Origin of the sequence: Pseudarthrobacter cremeus, from assembly GCF_051857465.1 — a bacterium.
Taxonomy (GTDB): Bacteria; Actinomycetota; Actinomycetes; order Actinomycetales; family Micrococcaceae; genus Arthrobacter.
The window spans coordinates 319,109-334,513 of the sequence record NZ_JBPZHC010000002.1; the positions used below are offsets into that span (position 1 = coordinate 319,109).

15 protein-coding genes are annotated in these 15,405 nt (G+C 65.6%); 5 read left to right on the top strand and 10 right to left on the bottom strand.

Annotated elements, in window-relative coordinates:
- Positions 1-14 precede the first annotated feature (14 nt).
- The 4 genes from fabG (at position 15) to ACS5PJ_RS05160 (ending at position 3,902) form a co-directional block, all read left to right on the top strand.
- Complete coding sequence (gene fabG / locus ACS5PJ_RS05145) at positions 15-791, top strand: 3-oxoacyl-ACP reductase FabG (protein WP_439433837.1); 777 nt, start codon at positions 15-17, stop codon at positions 789-791.
- The gene (locus tag ACS5PJ_RS05150) at positions 791-1,984 is read left to right on the top strand and encodes a thiolase family protein (RefSeq protein ID WP_439433838.1); all 1,194 of its coding nucleotides are present in this window, start codon (positions 791-793) and stop codon (positions 1,982-1,984) included. The genes fabG and ACS5PJ_RS05150 overlap by 1 nt, the downstream gene beginning before the upstream one ends.
- Positions 1,985-2,437, top strand: coding sequence for a MaoC family dehydratase (locus tag ACS5PJ_RS05155; RefSeq protein WP_439433839.1), 453 nt, complete (start codon positions 1,985-1,987; stop codon positions 2,435-2,437).
- 88 nt (positions 2,438-2,525) lie between these two features.
- Entirely contained in the window at positions 2,526-3,902 is a 1,377-nt protein-coding gene (locus ACS5PJ_RS05160; RefSeq protein ID WP_439433840.1) for an MFS transporter, read from the top strand.
- 92 nt (positions 3,903-3,994) lie between these two features.
- Here ACS5PJ_RS05160 and ACS5PJ_RS05165 read toward each other — a convergent pair whose 3' ends face one another.
- From ACS5PJ_RS05165 to ACS5PJ_RS05210, 10 genes are all read right to left on the bottom strand, one after another.
- Positions 3,995-4,723, bottom strand: coding sequence for an amino acid ABC transporter ATP-binding protein (locus ACS5PJ_RS05165; protein WP_439433841.1), 729 nt, complete (start codon positions 4,721-4,723; stop codon positions 3,995-3,997).
- 8 nt (positions 4,724-4,731) lie between these two features.
- Positions 4,732-5,421: an amino acid ABC transporter permease gene (locus ACS5PJ_RS05170; RefSeq protein WP_439433842.1), complete on the bottom strand. Its 690-nt coding sequence runs from the start codon at positions 5,419-5,421 to the stop codon at positions 4,732-4,734.
- Complete coding sequence (locus ACS5PJ_RS05175) at positions 5,414-6,085, bottom strand: amino acid ABC transporter permease (RefSeq protein WP_439433843.1); 672 nt, start codon at positions 6,083-6,085, stop codon at positions 5,414-5,416. The genes ACS5PJ_RS05170 and ACS5PJ_RS05175 overlap by 8 nt, the downstream gene beginning before the upstream one ends.
- Before the next feature lie 85 nt (positions 6,086-6,170).
- A complete protein-coding gene (locus tag ACS5PJ_RS05180; protein WP_439433844.1) occupies positions 6,171-7,010 on the bottom strand; it encodes a transporter substrate-binding domain-containing protein in 840 nt (279 codons plus the stop codon).
- Positions 7,011-7,161: 151 nt separating this feature from the next.
- Positions 7,162-7,911 carry an SDR family NAD(P)-dependent oxidoreductase gene (locus ACS5PJ_RS05185; RefSeq protein ID WP_439434116.1) on the bottom strand — a complete coding sequence of 250 codons (750 nt, stop codon included), beginning with the start codon at positions 7,909-7,911 and terminating at the stop codon, positions 7,162-7,164.
- A 14-nt stretch (positions 7,912-7,925) separates the two neighbouring features.
- Entirely contained in the window at positions 7,926-8,768 is an 843-nt protein-coding gene (locus ACS5PJ_RS05190; RefSeq protein ID WP_439433845.1) for a fumarylacetoacetate hydrolase family protein, read from the bottom strand.
- Positions 8,765-9,985 (bottom strand): fumarylacetoacetate hydrolase family protein, encoded by a 1,221-nt coding sequence (locus ACS5PJ_RS05195; protein WP_439433846.1) that lies wholly within the window; start codon positions 9,983-9,985, stop codon positions 8,765-8,767. Before ACS5PJ_RS05195 ends, ACS5PJ_RS05190 begins: the two co-directional genes overlap by 4 nt.
- A complete protein-coding gene (locus tag ACS5PJ_RS05200; RefSeq protein WP_439433847.1) occupies positions 9,982-11,469 on the bottom strand; it encodes an aldehyde dehydrogenase (NADP(+)) in 1,488 nt (495 codons plus the stop codon). Before ACS5PJ_RS05200 ends, ACS5PJ_RS05195 begins: the two co-directional genes overlap by 4 nt.
- Positions 11,466-12,812 carry an L-fuconate dehydratase gene (locus tag ACS5PJ_RS05205; RefSeq protein WP_439433848.1) on the bottom strand — a complete coding sequence of 449 codons (1,347 nt, stop codon included), beginning with the start codon at positions 12,810-12,812 and terminating at the stop codon, positions 11,466-11,468. The genes ACS5PJ_RS05200 and ACS5PJ_RS05205 overlap by 4 nt, the downstream gene beginning before the upstream one ends.
- A 137-nt stretch (positions 12,813-12,949) precedes the next feature.
- The gene (locus tag ACS5PJ_RS05210) at positions 12,950-13,678 is read right to left on the bottom strand and encodes a GntR family transcriptional regulator (protein ID WP_439433849.1); all 729 of its coding nucleotides are present in this window, start codon (positions 13,676-13,678) and stop codon (positions 12,950-12,952) included.
- Positions 13,679-13,898: 220 nt separating this feature from the next.
- Here ACS5PJ_RS05210 and ACS5PJ_RS05215 point away from each other — a divergent pair, with 220 nt between their 5' ends.
- The gene (locus ACS5PJ_RS05215; RefSeq protein ID WP_439433850.1) at positions 13,899-15,236 is read left to right on the top strand and encodes an MFS transporter; all 1,338 of its coding nucleotides are present in this window, start codon (positions 13,899-13,901) and stop codon (positions 15,234-15,236) included.
- Positions 15,237-15,405 lie beyond the last annotated feature (169 nt).

The window sequence follows — 15,405 nt, forward strand, 5'->3', positions numbered from 1 at the left end:
ACAAAGGGAAAACCATGAGCAATTTCACCAACCGGGTGGCTGCAGTCACCGGCGGCGCGCAGGGGATAGGCGCCGCCACTGCGCTGAAGCTGGCCGCCGGAGGTGCCACCGTCGTCGTCCTGGACCTCAACGAAGACGCCGCCAAGGACAGCGCCCAGCGGATCTCGGACCACCCGCAGGTGCTCGCGGCCGGCGGCCGGGCCGTTGCAGCAACCTGCGACGTCACGGATGAGGCAGCCGTGGACAGGGTCTTCGACGACATCCACCGGGAATTCGGCCAGCTGGACATCCTGGTCAACAATGCGGGCATCACCCGCGACAACATGTTTTTCAAAATGGGACGGCCGGACTGGGACGCGGTCCTGACCACCAACCTCACAAGCGCCTATCTTTGCTCCCGCGCCGCCCAGCGGTACATGGTTCCGGCGAAATACGGGAAGATTGTCTCGCTGAGCAGCCGCAGCGCGCTGGGAAACCGCGGCCAGGCAAACTATGCCGCCGCGAAGGCTGGAATCCAAGGGCTGACGGCGACCCTCGCCATCGAACTGGGCCCGTTCAACATCACGGTCAACGCTGTGGCCCCGGGCTATATTGCCACTTCGATGACGGCAGCGACGGCCGAGCGCGTGGGCAGCAGCCCGGCCGAACACCAGGAGGCAGCGGCCGCCCGCACTCCGCTGGGCCGGGTGGGGCAACCCGAGGAAGTGGCCGCCGCGGTGGCCTTCTTCGCCAGCGATGACTCCTCCTACATCTCCGGCCAGACGCTCTACATCAACGGCGGGGCGCGCTGATGCCCGAGGCTTTCCTGGTGGGCGGGGTGCGCACCCCGGTGGGCCGCTACGGAGGTGCGCTCGCCACGGTCCGCCCCGACGACCTCGCCGCCCTTGTGCTAAAGGCCGCGGTGGCCCGGGCCGGAGTCGATCCCGCCGCCCTAGACGAGGTGATCCTGGGCTGCGTGAACCAGGCAGGGGAGGACAACCGGAACGTGGCCCGGATGGCGATGCTGCTTGCCGAGGTGCCCGACGCCGTCCCCGCAGTCACGGTCAACCGTCTCTGCGCCTCCGGCCTGACCGCCATCAGTATGGCCGCGCAGTCCGTGCGGAACGGCGACGCCCACCTTGTGGTGGCCGGCGGCGTTGAGTCCATGACCCGCGCGCCGTGGGTGCTGGCCAAGCCGGAGAAGCCCTTCGCCAAGCCGGGGGAGCTGGCGGACACGTCGATCGGTGCCCGGTTCGTGAACCCTCGGATGAGAGCCGGCGCTGGGTTCTCGATGCCCGAAACCGCCGAAGAAGTGGCCGGGCGGGAGGGGATCTCCCGCGCTGATGCCGACAGTTTCGCGGTGCGCTCCCACGAACTGGCCTTGGCGGCGATCGATGCGGGCCGCTTCCGGGATGAAATCGTCCCGGTCCCGGTCGCCGGTCGCCGCGGTGAAAACACGCTCGTCGACACCGACGAAGGCCCGCGGCGCGGGTCAACCGCCGAGGCGCTGGCCGGTCTGCGGCCTATTGTGAAGCCAGGCGGGGTGGTCACTGCGGGCAACTCAAGTTCCCTCAACGACGGTGCCTCGGCGGTGGTGGTGGCCAGCGGAGAGGCCGTGGCGCGTTATGGCCTGAAGCCGCGGGCGCGCATTGTGGCCAGCCAGGCCGCCGGCGTCGCCCCGGAAGTAATGGGGATCGGCCCGGTCCCGGCAACGCGGAAGGCGCTGGCCAAGGCGAGCTGGAGCTTGGATGACGTGGGCGCCATCGAGCTCAACGAGGCCTTCGCGGCGCAGTCGCTGGCCTGCATGCGGCTGCTCGGCATGGACGCCGGCACAGTCAACAACGACGGCGGCGCGATTTCCCTCGGGCATCCGCTGGGCTCCTCGGGCTCCCGGATTGTCGTTACGCTGCTGGGCCGGATGGAACGGGAAAACGCGGCACGCGGCCTGGCCACAATGTGCGTGGGCCTGGGCCAGGGCGTTGCCATGCTGCTGGAAAGGGTTTAGATGAGACTGTTCGAGAACGTAACCGAGCTGGCAGGCATGACGGGACAGGAGATCGGGGTGAGCGGCTGGCACACCCTGGACCAAAGCCAGATCCAGGCCTTCGCGGATGCGACCCTTGACCAGCAATGGATCCACACCGATCCGGAGCGGGCCGCCGTCGGACCATTCGGCACCACGGTGGCCCACGGCTACCTCAGCCTGTCAATGCTGCCTTACCTGGCGGCCCAGATCTACCGGGTGCAGGGGGCGGTGATGACCATCAACTACGGTTTGAACAAGGTCAGGTTCCCGGCGCCGGCCAGGGTGGCCTCGCGAATCAGGGACCGGCTGACCCTGACCTCGGTAACCGACACGGCCAACGGAAAGCAGCTGCAGTTCCGGCACCTGATCGAGCTTGACGGCTCCGAAAAGCCGGCCTGCACCGCGGAGACCGTCTCCCTCCTTCGGAGCTGAACGGACTCCGCCACAACCTCGCACCACCATCCGAACGACGACGTTACGGCCGAGCCTGGCTGCAGGCTCTTTACAAGGGAGAAACTCCGTGGTCAATGAAAACCTCGACCTGAAATACGCCAGTGCGGCACCTCATGGCGCCGCGCCCCACCCGGTGGTATCGCCGGCCGAATTGCGCCGCACCTCCATCTCGTCCTGGCTGGGGTCTGCCCTGGAATACATGGACTTCACGCTTTACACACTGGCCGCCGCGCTGGTGTTCGGGCCGCTGTTCTTCCCCAACACGGACCCGGCAATGGCACTGCTGGCGAGCTTCGCGGCCTATGGTTCAGGGTTCCTCGTCCGGCCGCTGGGCGGGATCTACTTCGGCTATATCGGGGACAAATACGGCCGCAAGACGGTTCTGGTCGTCACCGTCGGCATGATGGGAATCGCCACGCTTGGGATGGGGCTCCTGCCCACATTCGCCCAAATCGGCGTCATCGCTCCGATCCTCTTGGTGCTCCTGCGGCTCATCCAGGGCTTCGGCGCGGGCGCCGAACTGTCCGGGGCCTCGCTGCTGCTGGTGGAATCCGCCCCGGTTGACCGGCGCGGGTTCTACGGCGCGGTGGTGGCATTGGGGACGGCGACCGGCGTGCTGCTCGCCAGCGGGCTGTGGCTGCTGCTCTCGCAGATGCCGAAAGAGGAGTTCCTTGCGTGGGGGTGGCGGATACCCTTCCTCCTGAGCGTGGTTACCACCCTGGTGGCGCTGTACCTGCGGCGCACGGTCAGCGAATCGCCGGTCTTCGAGACGATCAAAGCGCGGCGCGCGGCGGCGCGCGCCGAGGCGAGGCAGCAGAGCGTCTGGCGTGACGTGGCGGACGCCAGGAAGTCGTTTCTCGTCTCGCTGGGTATCAAGCTTGGCGAGAACGGCTCGGTTTACCTCGTCAAGGGTTTCCTTATTGGCTGGACCGTGTCTGTGGTGAAAATGGACGCAAACCTTGTCACGACCGGCGTGACACTGGGCTCGATCCTTGGCATCATCACAGTTCTGCTGACCGGCAAGCTCACCGACCGGTTCGGCCGGCGGCGGGTTTGGCTCTGGCTGTCCGGATTCCAGTTCGCCTTCACCATCCCCGCGATGCTGATGATTGAGACCAGGGACCCTGTGCTTGTGGCCCTCGTATTCGTTGTCTACGTCGGCGGTCCGCTCCCGAACATGTATGGCGTGGAATCCACCTGGTTGGTGGAGATGTTCGGGTCCAAACGCCGCTTCTCCTTTATGACCACGGTTAAGGAGGTCGGCGCCGTGCTTTCCGGCGGCCTCGGACCCATCCTGGCCGCCGCAGTCGTCGCGGCGACAGGTCCGGGCTGGGTCCCGGTCGCCGCCATCCTGATGAGCTACGCAGCGATTGGCTGGGCGGCGGGGTTCTTCGCCCCGGAGACGCTGGGCCGGGACCTCAACGCGGAGGCCGACGCCTTCTGAACCGTAGGCGGACGCTCAGCCGCCCTCCGGATGCGACAGGGAAGCGGACGACGGCGGGAGGTCCCGCCGTCGTCCGCTCTCCTGATGTCCCGCTAGAGAACCTTGCTGAGAAACGCCTGGGTTCTGGCGTTCCGCGGTGAGGAAAAGATGTCATCGGGCGAGCCTTCCTCGACGATCAGCCCCTGGTCCATGAAGAGCACCCTGTCGGCCACTTCCCGGGCGAAGCCCATTTCGTGGGTAACCACCACCATGGTCATGCCTTCGTTGGCGAGGTCCTTCATGACCGTCAGCACTTCACCCACGATTTCGGGATCCAGGGCGGAGGTGGGCTCGTCAAAGAGCATGATTTTCGGGCCCATGGCAAGCGCGCGCGCAATGGCGACGCGCTGCATCTGGCCGCCGGACAGGCTCCCGGGGAAGGCGTCCATCTTTTCCGCCAGGCCCACCTTTGCCAGCAGCATCTCGGCCTTGGCACGGGCTTCGTCCTTGTTGACCTTGGCCACCTTCAACGGGGCCAGCATGACGTTGTCGATGACCTTCAGGTGCGGAAACAGGTTGAAATGCTGGAAGACCATGCCCGCTTCCTGGCGGACCAGGTTGATGTTCGTTTTGGAATCATCCAACCTGTGCTTGTTGATCACGATGCTGCCGGACGTGATCGACTCCAGGCCGTTCATGCACCGCAGGAACGTGCTCTTGCCCGAACCCGACGGACCGATGACGCACACCACCTCGCGCTCACGGATATGGCAGTCAACGCCTCTGAGCACGTGGTTCGGCCCGAACTTCTTATTCAAATTCTCAACAAAAATCACAGTCATATTCCGATCTAAAGTGCCGCGGGCTCTGGAAGTTTGAGGGGGTCCACCTGGATGCCGGTCCGCTTCTCATACAGGCGTCCGAGCAGGGAGATGCTGTAGCAAATGACGAAGTACATGGCGGCGACCGTCAGGAACGTCAGGATGGGATCGCCGGTGAGGTTGGTGACGATGTTTCCCGCATGCGTCAGCTCAACCAGTCCGGTCACCGTGACCAGGGACGAGTCCTTGACCAGCCCGATCAGGAAGCCGATGCCAGGGGGAACCATGACCTTCCTGGCCTGCGGCATGACCACATACCTGAGTTTCTCCCAGTAGTTGAGGCCCAGGGCGGCTGCCGCTTCACTCTGCCCCCTGGGAACCGCCTCGATGCTGCCCCGGACGATCTCGGCCACATATGCGGCGGCGAAGCAGGTCAGAGCGACGACGGCCGAGGCGAACTTTTCGAGTTCCAGGCCGGAGAAGAGCAGCGGGATCCCGAAGAAAATGAAGAAGATGATGACCAGGATGGGTACCCCGCGTACGCAGCTGATGTAAATAGTGCTGATCCACCGGGCAATCCTGCTGGGGGAGGTTCGTGCAATGCCAAGGATCAGTCCGAAGATGATTCCGAGGATGCCGGACATGGCACAGAGCTGAATGGTCAGCCAGGCACCCTTCGCCAGCGGAAGGAGGTCCTGCCAGTCAAAGGCCCTAAACACGTGCACCCACCGCCCACCGGAACAGCGTTGTTTCGGCCCGCTTGGAGGCCAGGGACAGGAGGGCGGAGACGCCCAGGTAAAGCAGCCCGCCCACCGCGAGCACCTCGACGGTCCGGTACGTGGTGTTGCTGACGCTCATGATCGCGTTGGTCAGTTCAGGAAGCGAGATGATGGATCCAATCGACGAGGCCAGGAACAGCAGAATCAGCTGGTTGGTCAGTGCGGGGAAAACGTTGCGGGTGGCAGGCAGCAGGACGATGTAGCGCACAATCTGCGCAGGCTTCATGCCCAGCGCCTTGCCGGCCTCACGCAGCCCGTGCGGCACCGATTCAAACCCGGCCCGGTAGATTTCCGCCGTGTATGCAGCGTTGTTCAGGGTCAGGCCGATGACGGCCGCCCAGATGGGCTCGAGGTTGATGCCCAGCACGGGAAGGGCAAAGTAGATCAGGTACAGCTGCACCAGCAGGGGCGTGTTGCGGACGGCCTCGATATAGCAGGTGCAGAAGATGCTGAGAGGTTTTCCCGGCCCGGCCTTCCCCAGGTACAGGAAGACGCCGAGGGCGCTTCCCGCCACCATGGCCACGAGCGTGATGTACAGGGCCGTCCAGAGCCCCTCAAGCAATAGAGAGCTGTACGGGAGAAGGTCTCCGAAATATAAAGCCATGAGCAAGGGGTCCTATCGGTGAACGGCGGTGTGGGTGAATGACTGCGGCGCCTCCACCCACACCGGAGAGTGCGTCCGAATACTGTTAGTGGGCGAGGAAGGGGGGAAGCTTCAGCCCGAACCACTTCTGCAGGGAGGCCTCGTTCTGTCCGGAGATGTTGTAGTTCCGGATGAAGTTGTTGAGGTAGTTAAGCCACGTCTGGTCGCCTTGCTTGACGCCGATGGAGAACAGCGCCGGCTTGATCGGGTCGCCCTTGACCACCTGGTATGCGGACGGCTCATTTTTCACGAGCCCACCGACGATCGCGTTGTTCTCAATCAGCGCGTCCACCTTGCCGCTCTTGAGGGCCTGGATGGAGTCGGCCGTTGTATTGAATCCGGCTATCTTGGCATTCGGGAAGGTGGCCTTGAGGATCTGCTCGCCCACGCTGCCGCGGGAAGTAGCCACGGATTTCCCGTCCAGGTCCGCGTAGCTTGAGATCGCGCTTCCGGCAGGCACCATGAAGACCGTGGAGCTGGCGGCGTAGGGCTCGGACATGTCCACCACCTGGGCCCTGGCGTCGGATGCCGTGAACGTGGCAATGACTGCATCCGCCTTGTCGGTCTGCAGCAGCGGGATGCGGCTTTCGTTCGTGGCGGTGACGAACTCAATCTTTGCGCCCAGCGAGGCGCCGAGGGCGTTGGCGACGTCGATGTCGAAACCCTCATGCTCGCCCGATGAGGTCATGACGCCATATCCCGGCGAGTCGGCACTGACGGCGATCTTGATCGTCTTCGACTTGAGGATCTGTGCGAGGTGGCTGTCGGCCACGGCTCCGGTTGTACTGGTGCCGCCGGCGGAGGTGCCCCCTGAGGAGCAGCCTCCCACCGTAAGGGCCAACGCGATAGCCGGAATAAGAAGCAACTTCGGTGTTGCTCTGAACATGGGAGTCTCCTGGAAATTATGGTGCGGATCGGATACGGGAGGGGTGACGGAGTCCGGGGGCCGGTTGCTCGCCGTCGTGGATCATATAGGAATAGTAACTATCATATAGGGGATGTGATGCAGGTCAAGGCTTTTCTCGCCGCCTCACCTTCTAGGTCGCGGGGCGCAGCCTGACCGCCTGCATCCCGCCGTCGACCGCCAGTTCAGTGCCCGTGGTGGAGCCCGCCAGCGGACTGGCCAGGTAGGCAATCGCTGCTGCAACCTCGGCCGGGGTCACCAGCCGGCCATGCGGCTGACGCGCCTCCAGCGCCGCACGTTCCGCCACCGGGTCCTCCGCCTGGCTCAGGAGCCGGGTGATCCACGGAGTGTCCGCCGTGCCCGGATTGACGCAATTGACCCGGATGCCCTCCCGGACATGGTCCGCCGCCATGCTGAGCGTCAGCGACCGGATGGCACCCTTGGTTGCCGCGTAGAGTGCCCGTGCAGGCAGCCCGGCAGTGGCAGCGACGGAGGAAGTGTTGACGATTGCGGCGGCGCGGGACTCCCGGAGATAGGGCAGCGCCGCCCGGCTCACGCGCACAGCGCCAATCACATTGACGTCCAGGACCCGCTGCCACTCGGCGTCGTCATTGTCCGCGACAGTGCCCTGGGCACCTATCCCGGCGTTGTTCACCACCACGTCGATCCCCCCGAATTCCCGGGCGACCCGTTCGACGGCGGCGCGCACCGAGGCGTCATCGGCCACGTCGCATTGGAGTGACAGGGCCGCGTCACGAGCCGAATCCGGGTCCAGATCCAGCACGGCAACCCTCGCTCCGCGGCGGGTCAGGTGCGACGTGGTGGCGGCACCGATGCCGGAGGCGCCGCCGGTGACGATGACACGGATGCCGTCAAACTCCATCGCCGGGTCTGCGCTCATGCCGTGAACTCATGGCGCTGGCGGCCCAGACCGTCGATCTCAATTTCCACGACGTCCCCGGCCTGCAGGTACGGGAAGCGCCCGGACAGTGCGACACCTTCGGGGGTGCCGGTGCAGATGAGGTCACCGGGCTCGAGCGCCATGTACTGGCTCAGACTCCAGACGATGGTTTCCACGTCGAAGATCATGTCCGCCGTGGATGAATCCTGGCGGCCCTCTCCGTTGACCCAGCTGCGCAGCCGGAGATTGCCGGCGTCCACCTCGCCGGGAGTGACCAGGTACGGGCCCGTGGGGCAGAACCCCGGGGAGCTTTTGCCCTTGGACCACTGGCCGCCGGAAACGGTCAGCTGGAAGTCACGCTCGGAGAGATCATCCACCACCACGAAGCCGCCGATGTGTTCGCGGGCGGCTTCGGGGGAGTCCAGGTACGACGCCCGTTTCCCGATGACGATCCCGAGCTCCACTTCCCAGTCGGTCCTGGTGGATCCCCGCGGGATGCTTACGGCATCGTCCGGTCCGCCGACGGTGTTGGGCGTCTTGAGGAAGATCACCGGGTGCTCAGGCGGCCGGGCACCTGATTCCGCTGCGTGGGCGGCATAGTTCAGACCAACGCAGACGACGGCGGACGGGCGCGTCACGGGGGCGCCGTACCGTACGCCGTCGGACCTGACCTCCGGCAGCGTGCCTGCGGCCAGGGCGGCGGCGGCAGCGGCCGGGCCGCCGTTGGCGAGGAACTCACCGTTGATGGCCGGTGTGATGCTGCGCAGCGAGTAGTGCCTGTCCCCGTGGATCAGCACGGGCTGTTCGGCGCCCGGGGCGCCGGTCTGGGCGAATTTCATGAGGCATATTCCTTACTGATTGCTTCGGGACTTTTTGCTTCGGGGAACTGGCGCTGACCATGCAGATAGCCGAAGAGTTGCCGCAGGCCAAACGACCATTCCGGCAGCTCTTCGGCCGCCCCCACGACGTTGATGAGGGCACCGAGGTGGCGGCTGCGAATGGTCACGGTGTCGCCCGGGTGGTGGGTGAAGCCCTGGCCGGGCTGGTCGCGGTCCTGGGTCGGGGCGAACAGCGTGCCGGTGAACAGGGCAAACCCGTCCGGGTACTGGTGGTGCTTTCCACGCGTGGCCGCCACGAGTTCCTCGAACGGCCGGCTGATCCGGGCTACCGAATTGCTGCCTTCCAGTGAGTAGCCGTCCTGGCCTTCCACCCGCAGCAGGATCTCCTCCTGGCGCAGGGTCTCCAGCGTGAAGCCGTCATCGAACAAACGGATCAGCGGGCCCAGGGCACTGGACGCGTTGTTGTCCTTGGCCTTCCCGAGCAGCAGGGCGCTCCGGCCCTCCACATCGCGGAGGTTCACGTCATTGCCCAGCGTGGCGCCCACAACCGTGCCGTCCGAGGTGGCAATGAGCACCAGTTCCGGCTCCGGGTTGTTCCAGGAGGAAAACGCAGGAATCCCGACCCCCGCACCAAGCCCCACAGAGGAGAGCACCGGCGCCTTCGTGAAGACCTCAGGGTCCGGCCCGATCCCGACCTCCAGGTACTGTGACCAGAGCCCTTCGGCGATGAGCACTTTCTTGGCTTCGGCTGACTCGGGGGAGCCGGGCCGGATCGAGCCGAGGCTGCCGCCGAGGGCGCGGCCCACCAGCTCGCGCATCCCGGCCGCCCGGCCGGCGTCTCCGGCGCAGCGCTCCTCGATGACCCGTTCGATCATGCTGTCCACGAACGTCACGCCGCAGGCCTTGATGACCTGAAGGTCCACGGGAGCCAGGAAATGCGGGCGGGCGGAATCCTGCGTCATGGAGGCGTGAACGATTTCGCGGGTCTTCCAGCGGGGAACCGACATGGCGGCGCGGACGTCCGCCACGAGGTGGGGCCGCTCCAAAAGCTCGGAGACGGTGCCGGCCAGGTGCTGGAGGTCGAAGACGTCCTCCTCCTTGACGGCCACCACCCGTGGTCCGCCGGTTTCGACATCCCAGACGCGGCCGATCAGGAGGGCCTGTGCGGCGTCGTCGGGGAGCACCGATGCCCCGCTGATGTCCGGCGCCGCGCTCATGCCTGGTCCGCGCTTTCGGCGGATTGTCCCGGCCGGACAGGCCGTTGCCACACACCATCCACCCGCTGCGGAACGCTCCAGGGATTGGCATCCTGCAAGGGTTCGGGCAGCCGTCCTGCCGGGAACGACTGGTAGGCCACGGGCCGGAGGAAGCGGCGGATGGCAGCGGTTCCCACGGACGTTGTGGCCGAGGTCGTGGCGGGATACGGTCCGCCGTGGTGCTGGGCGTAGCTGACCGTGACTCCGGTGGGCCAGCCGTTCCAGAGAACCCGGCCGCTGATGTCCGCCAGCCGTGCGGCGAGGTCGGAGACGTCGTCGTCCTCTTCTGCTTGGACGGTGGTGGTGAGCTGGCCCTCCAGGAGTCCGGCAAGTTCCAGGAGTTCCGATTCGTCGCCGTACTCCACCACCAGGCTGGCGGGTCCGAACATTTCCTGCCGCAGAAGGGACGGATCATTGCGTACCTCGGCGGAGGTCGTGCGGAGCACTGTGGGCGCCGGGGCCTCGTCGAAGTCGCCTTCGACAAGAACGTCCACGCCCGTGTTGCCGCGCAGGTCCTGCACAGACTGCCGGTAGCCCTCATGCAGGCGGGGGCTCAGCAGCTTCGCCGCGGCAAAGTCGGCCAGCGCGCCGCTGAGAACCTGCCGGACGCCGTCGGTCTGTCCGGCGGGAACAAACAGGAGCCCGGGCTTGGTGCAGAACTGTCCCATCCCCAGGGTGAAGGAGCCGGCATATCCGCTGAGGATCTCGTCGCGCCGTGCCGTCCACGCACTTCCGGTGACGAACACCGCGTTGATGCCGCCCAGCTCGCCGAAGAACGGGATGGGCTCCGGCCGGGCGGCGGCGCGGTTGAACAGGGCGCGGCCGCCCGCCGTCGATCCGGTGAACCCAATGGCCTTGACCAGGGGGTGGTCAACCAGGGCCTCCGCGGCGGCCCGGCCGGTAACCAGCGAGAACAGCCCGGAAGGTGCTCCGGCAGCGTCCAGTGCGGCGATGACAGTCTCGGCGGTGCGGACGGCGAGGTTCCGGTGTCCGTCGTGTGCTTTGTGCACCACGGCGCAGCCGGCGGCCAGTGCCGAGGCGCTGTCGCCGCCCATCACGCTGAAGGCAAACGGGAAGTTGGAGGCGCCAAAGGCACCGACGACGCCGATGGGCACGTTGAGCCGGCGCAGGTCCGGCCGCGGTCCCATGCCCCAGTCCGCGTCCGCCCGGTCGATGGTGGCGTCCAGGTGCTCACCGCTCCCGATTTCGTCGGCGAGGAGCCGGAGCTGGAAGACCGTGCGCTTGAGTTCACCCCGGAGCCGTGGCTCTCCGAGGTGGGTTTCCTGAACGGCGGTTGCCACCAGTGCCTCGGCGTCGTTCTCCAGGCCCGCGGCCACGGCCTCCAGCCATGACGCACGGGTGCCTGGGTCCGCGGTGCGGCCCTTTTCGAACGCGGCGTGGGCGGCGTCCACACTCAGGTTGAGGTCATCAACAGTGGTGGTCATCGGAGTGCACCCGCTCCCGTCACGGATGCGCCCGTCACGGCTGCGCGGTTGCCCACCTCGAGCCATCCCGCTCCGGCGGGGAACTCCCAACGGGAGCGCGAGGCGCTGAGCATCTCGGCGCCGGTGCCCGGGAGTTCCGGGGCGGCGTAGCGGCCGTTGATGATGCGGACCGGCTCGGCGAAGTGCTCGTGCAGGTGGTCCACGTATTCGATCATCCGGCCGTCCTGGCTGCCGGTGATTGCCGCGTAGTCGAAGAAGGAGAAGTGCTGGACGAGTTCGCAGAGCCCCACCCCGCCGGCGTGCGGGCACACCGGAACACCGAACTTGGCAGCCAGCAGGAGGTTGGCGATGTTCTCGTTGACGCCGCCCACCCTGGTGGAGTCCAGCTGGAGGACGTCGATGGAGCCGGCCTGGAGCAGCTGCTTGAACACGATGCGGCTGGCCACGGCTTCGCCGGTGGCCACCCGGACAGGCGAAACGCCCTTGCGGATGTCCGCATGGCCCAGGATGTCGTCCGTGCTGGTGGGCTCCTCGATCCAGTAGGGGTTGAACTCGGCGAGCTGGTTGACCCATTCGATGGCTTCGGACACTTCCCAGCGCTGGTTGGCGTCGATGGCGATGGGAAGATCGCCCACAGCCTTCCGGGCCAGGGCCATGCGGCGGCGGTCGTCATTGATGTTCCCGCCCACCTTCAGCTTGATCATGGAGAAGCCGTCCGCGGCCGCCTCCTTGCTCAGCCGGACGAGCTTTTCGTCGCTGTAGCCCAACCAGCCTGGAGAGGTGGTGTAAGCCGGGTAGCCGTCCGCTTTCAGGGCGGCGATCCGGGCTGCCTTACCGTCTTCGCCGGCCCGGAGGATGTCCAGGGCCTGCTGCGGGTTCAGGGCGTCGCGGATGTGGGTGAAATCGACGACGTCGACGATCTCTTCGGCGGGCATCTCGCTGAGAAGGAGCCACAGCGGTTTGTTTTCCCGGCGGGCGCGGATGTCCCAGAGGGCGCTGACCAGGGCGCCGGCCGCCATCTGGGTGACGCCCTTTTCGGGACCGAGCCAGCGGAACTGGGAGTCGTGGATGAGCCTCTTGGAGGCGCCGCCCAGGTCGTAGATCAGTTCTTCGATGTCGCGGCCCAGGAGCAGGCGGGCGTAGGCATCAATGGCGTGGGTGATGATTTCGTTGCCGCGTCCGCACGTGAAGACGAACCCGTGGCCCTCGTCGCCTGCATCGGTGCGGATGACGACGTAGGCAGCAGAGTAATCCGGGTCGACGTTGACGGCGTCGGACCCGTCAAGCTCCAGGGAAGTCGGGAACCGTACGTCCTGGGTGTGGATGGAAATGATGGAACTCATGGTTTTCTTCTCTCGATCAATTCAAATGAGTGGACACGATTCCTATATGAAGTTCCACAATCATATAGGAAGAGTGACGCAGATCAAGTGTCGGAGAAAATAAAAGAAGCCCCGGCCAGTAGGCCGGAGCTCCAGTTTCAGTTGACGATATGCCTTCCCGGGGGCCCGCCGCTGTCCAGGGGCGGCAGGTCCGCCTTTCCTTCGAAGGCCTGGGCAAAACGCGAGTAGGAATTCCTGATGTGCTCCGCCATGGCTTCCTCGGCGCGGTCCGGCTGGCATGCTGCGATGGCGTCCCGAACCGTGGCGTGTTCAGCAATGGTGATGGCGCCGTCGATATCTGCCGGGTAGAGGCGGAACGTATGCAGGTGGCAGTGGGTCTGGGCGAAGGCGTGCTGCACCACCGGGTTTCCGGCGGCGAGCAGGATGGTGTCGTGGAAGCGGGTGTCATGCGCCACGAGGTCCTGCCGCAGGTCGCCCCCGCCGCTCATGACGCCCCTGAACGCGGCCAGTTCCTTTTCCAGCGCCCGGGCAGGGTTTGCGAGCCGATCCACGGCTGCCGCCCTGGCGGCCCACGGCTCAACCAGCAGCCGGAACTCGAACAGGGAGCGCAGCTCGTCCAAACCGAGCAGCGGCGTGGTGCTGTACCCCCGGCCGGGGCTGTAAACCACCAGGTTGTCACCCTCAAGCCGTTGAAGAACTTCCCGCACCGGCGTCTGCGAGACGCCCAGGCTTCGGGAAACCGCATCAATGTTGATCCGTGCGCCCGGTTCGATCTCGCCTTTGAGGATGGAGGCCCGCATGGAGGCGTAGACGTCGCTGACGGCCGCCTTGCCTTTTGATGCATCGGATGATTGACGTGGGGGCACGCGGCTACCTCTTTGTGCTGGTTGGACGGAGTCACTAGTGGGAATCATAAGCCACCGGCGGCTAAGGTCGGGTGGGGGCGTATCTCGTCCAGAACTTGCTCTGGATCACATCTACTATATGATCATTGCGATTCCTACATGATTTTGACGCCGGGATCCTCGGCGTTTTCCCCGCCCGTGTTTCACGGAAAAAGCAAACGTTTACGTCAAAGGAGACGCTATGACTGTCCTCGACAGCCGGCTCGCCCCCCAAACTTCCCCCAAGGCTCCCCGCACCATGACCCGCAAGCGTTGGATGATTATCTGGCTCGCCTTCATCGGATTGAGCATCAACTACCTGGACCGCTCCAGCCTCAGTGTGGCCCTGCCGTTCATGGGCAAGGACTTCGAGCTCTCGGCAACCCAGCAGGGCCTGATCTTCGCGGCGTTCTTCTGGGCCTACGACTTCTGCCAGCTGGCCGCCGGCTGGTATGTCGACAAGGTGGGTCCGCGGCGGTCGTTCTCGCTGGCGGCCCTCTGGTGGTCCGTCTTCACCATGGTCACCGCGGCGGCCACCAATTTCTGGTCCCTTTTTGCTGCCAGGTTCCTGCTCGGCGTCGGTGAAAGCCCCGCCCCGAGTACTGCGGCCAAAGTGGTTGCCACCTGGTTCCCCGTCCGCGAGCGCGCCTTTGCCACGAGCATCTGGGATTCAGGATCCCGCGTGGGTGCGGTCATCGCCCTGCCCATCGTGACCCTGATCGTTGCGTTCACCTCATGGCATGCCGTGTTTATCATCATCGGAATTGCCGGGCTCATCTGGGCTGCCGTCTGGTGGAAGGTCTACCGCAGCCCGGAAGAGCACCCCACCGCCGACGCCGCCGAGGTGGCTTACATCCAGGAAGGCGGCGCCCGGAGCGCGGCCAGTGATGACGCGGAAGCCGCGAAGCTTCCGTGGCGGTCGCTCTTCAAGTACCGGACTGTACTGAGCATGATGTTCGGCTTCTTCTGCCTGAACAGTGCCATCTACTTCTTCATCACGTTCTTCCCGAGCTACCTGGTGAAGGAGCGGGGCTTCGACCTGCTCAAGCTCGGGATGTTCGGTGCCATTCCCGGCATCTGCGCCGTGGCGTTCGGCTGGCTCGCCGGCTATGTTGCCGACCGTGCCGTGCAACGCGGCATCTCGGTGACCCGCGTCCGCAAGACCGCCATCGCCGGCGGCCTGACCGGCGGTTCGGTGATCATGTTCGCTGCTCTGGTGCCCGAGGCCTGGATGGCCCTGGCCCTCCTGTCCGTGGCGTACTCCAGCCTGACCGTCGCGGCGACCGGGATCTGGTCCCTGCCAGCGGACGTTGCCCCGAGTTCACGCCACGTGGGCTCCATTGGTGGGCTGCAGAACTTCGCGTCCAACCTGGCCGGCATCTTCACCCCCATCCTGATCGGCGTCCTGGTGGACCAGACCGGATCCTTTGTGGCACCCCTTGCCGTCATCGGAGCCGTCTCGCTCATCGGCGCGGCGAACTACCTGTTCGTCATGGGCAAGATCGAACCGCTTAAGGTGGCTGTCCCCGCCCGCGTGTGACCTCCCGCTGAACCCATCATCAAATCCGGGAGCCCCGGCCAGCTCAGCCGGCCGGGGCTCCCGGCCTGTCTTCCCGCACACCCCGTCATAACCGCGGGACGCACCTGCCCGTTCCCAGCAGGGCGAGACCGGCACGGTCGCCGTCCCCAAAGTCGACCTGCCCGCTGTT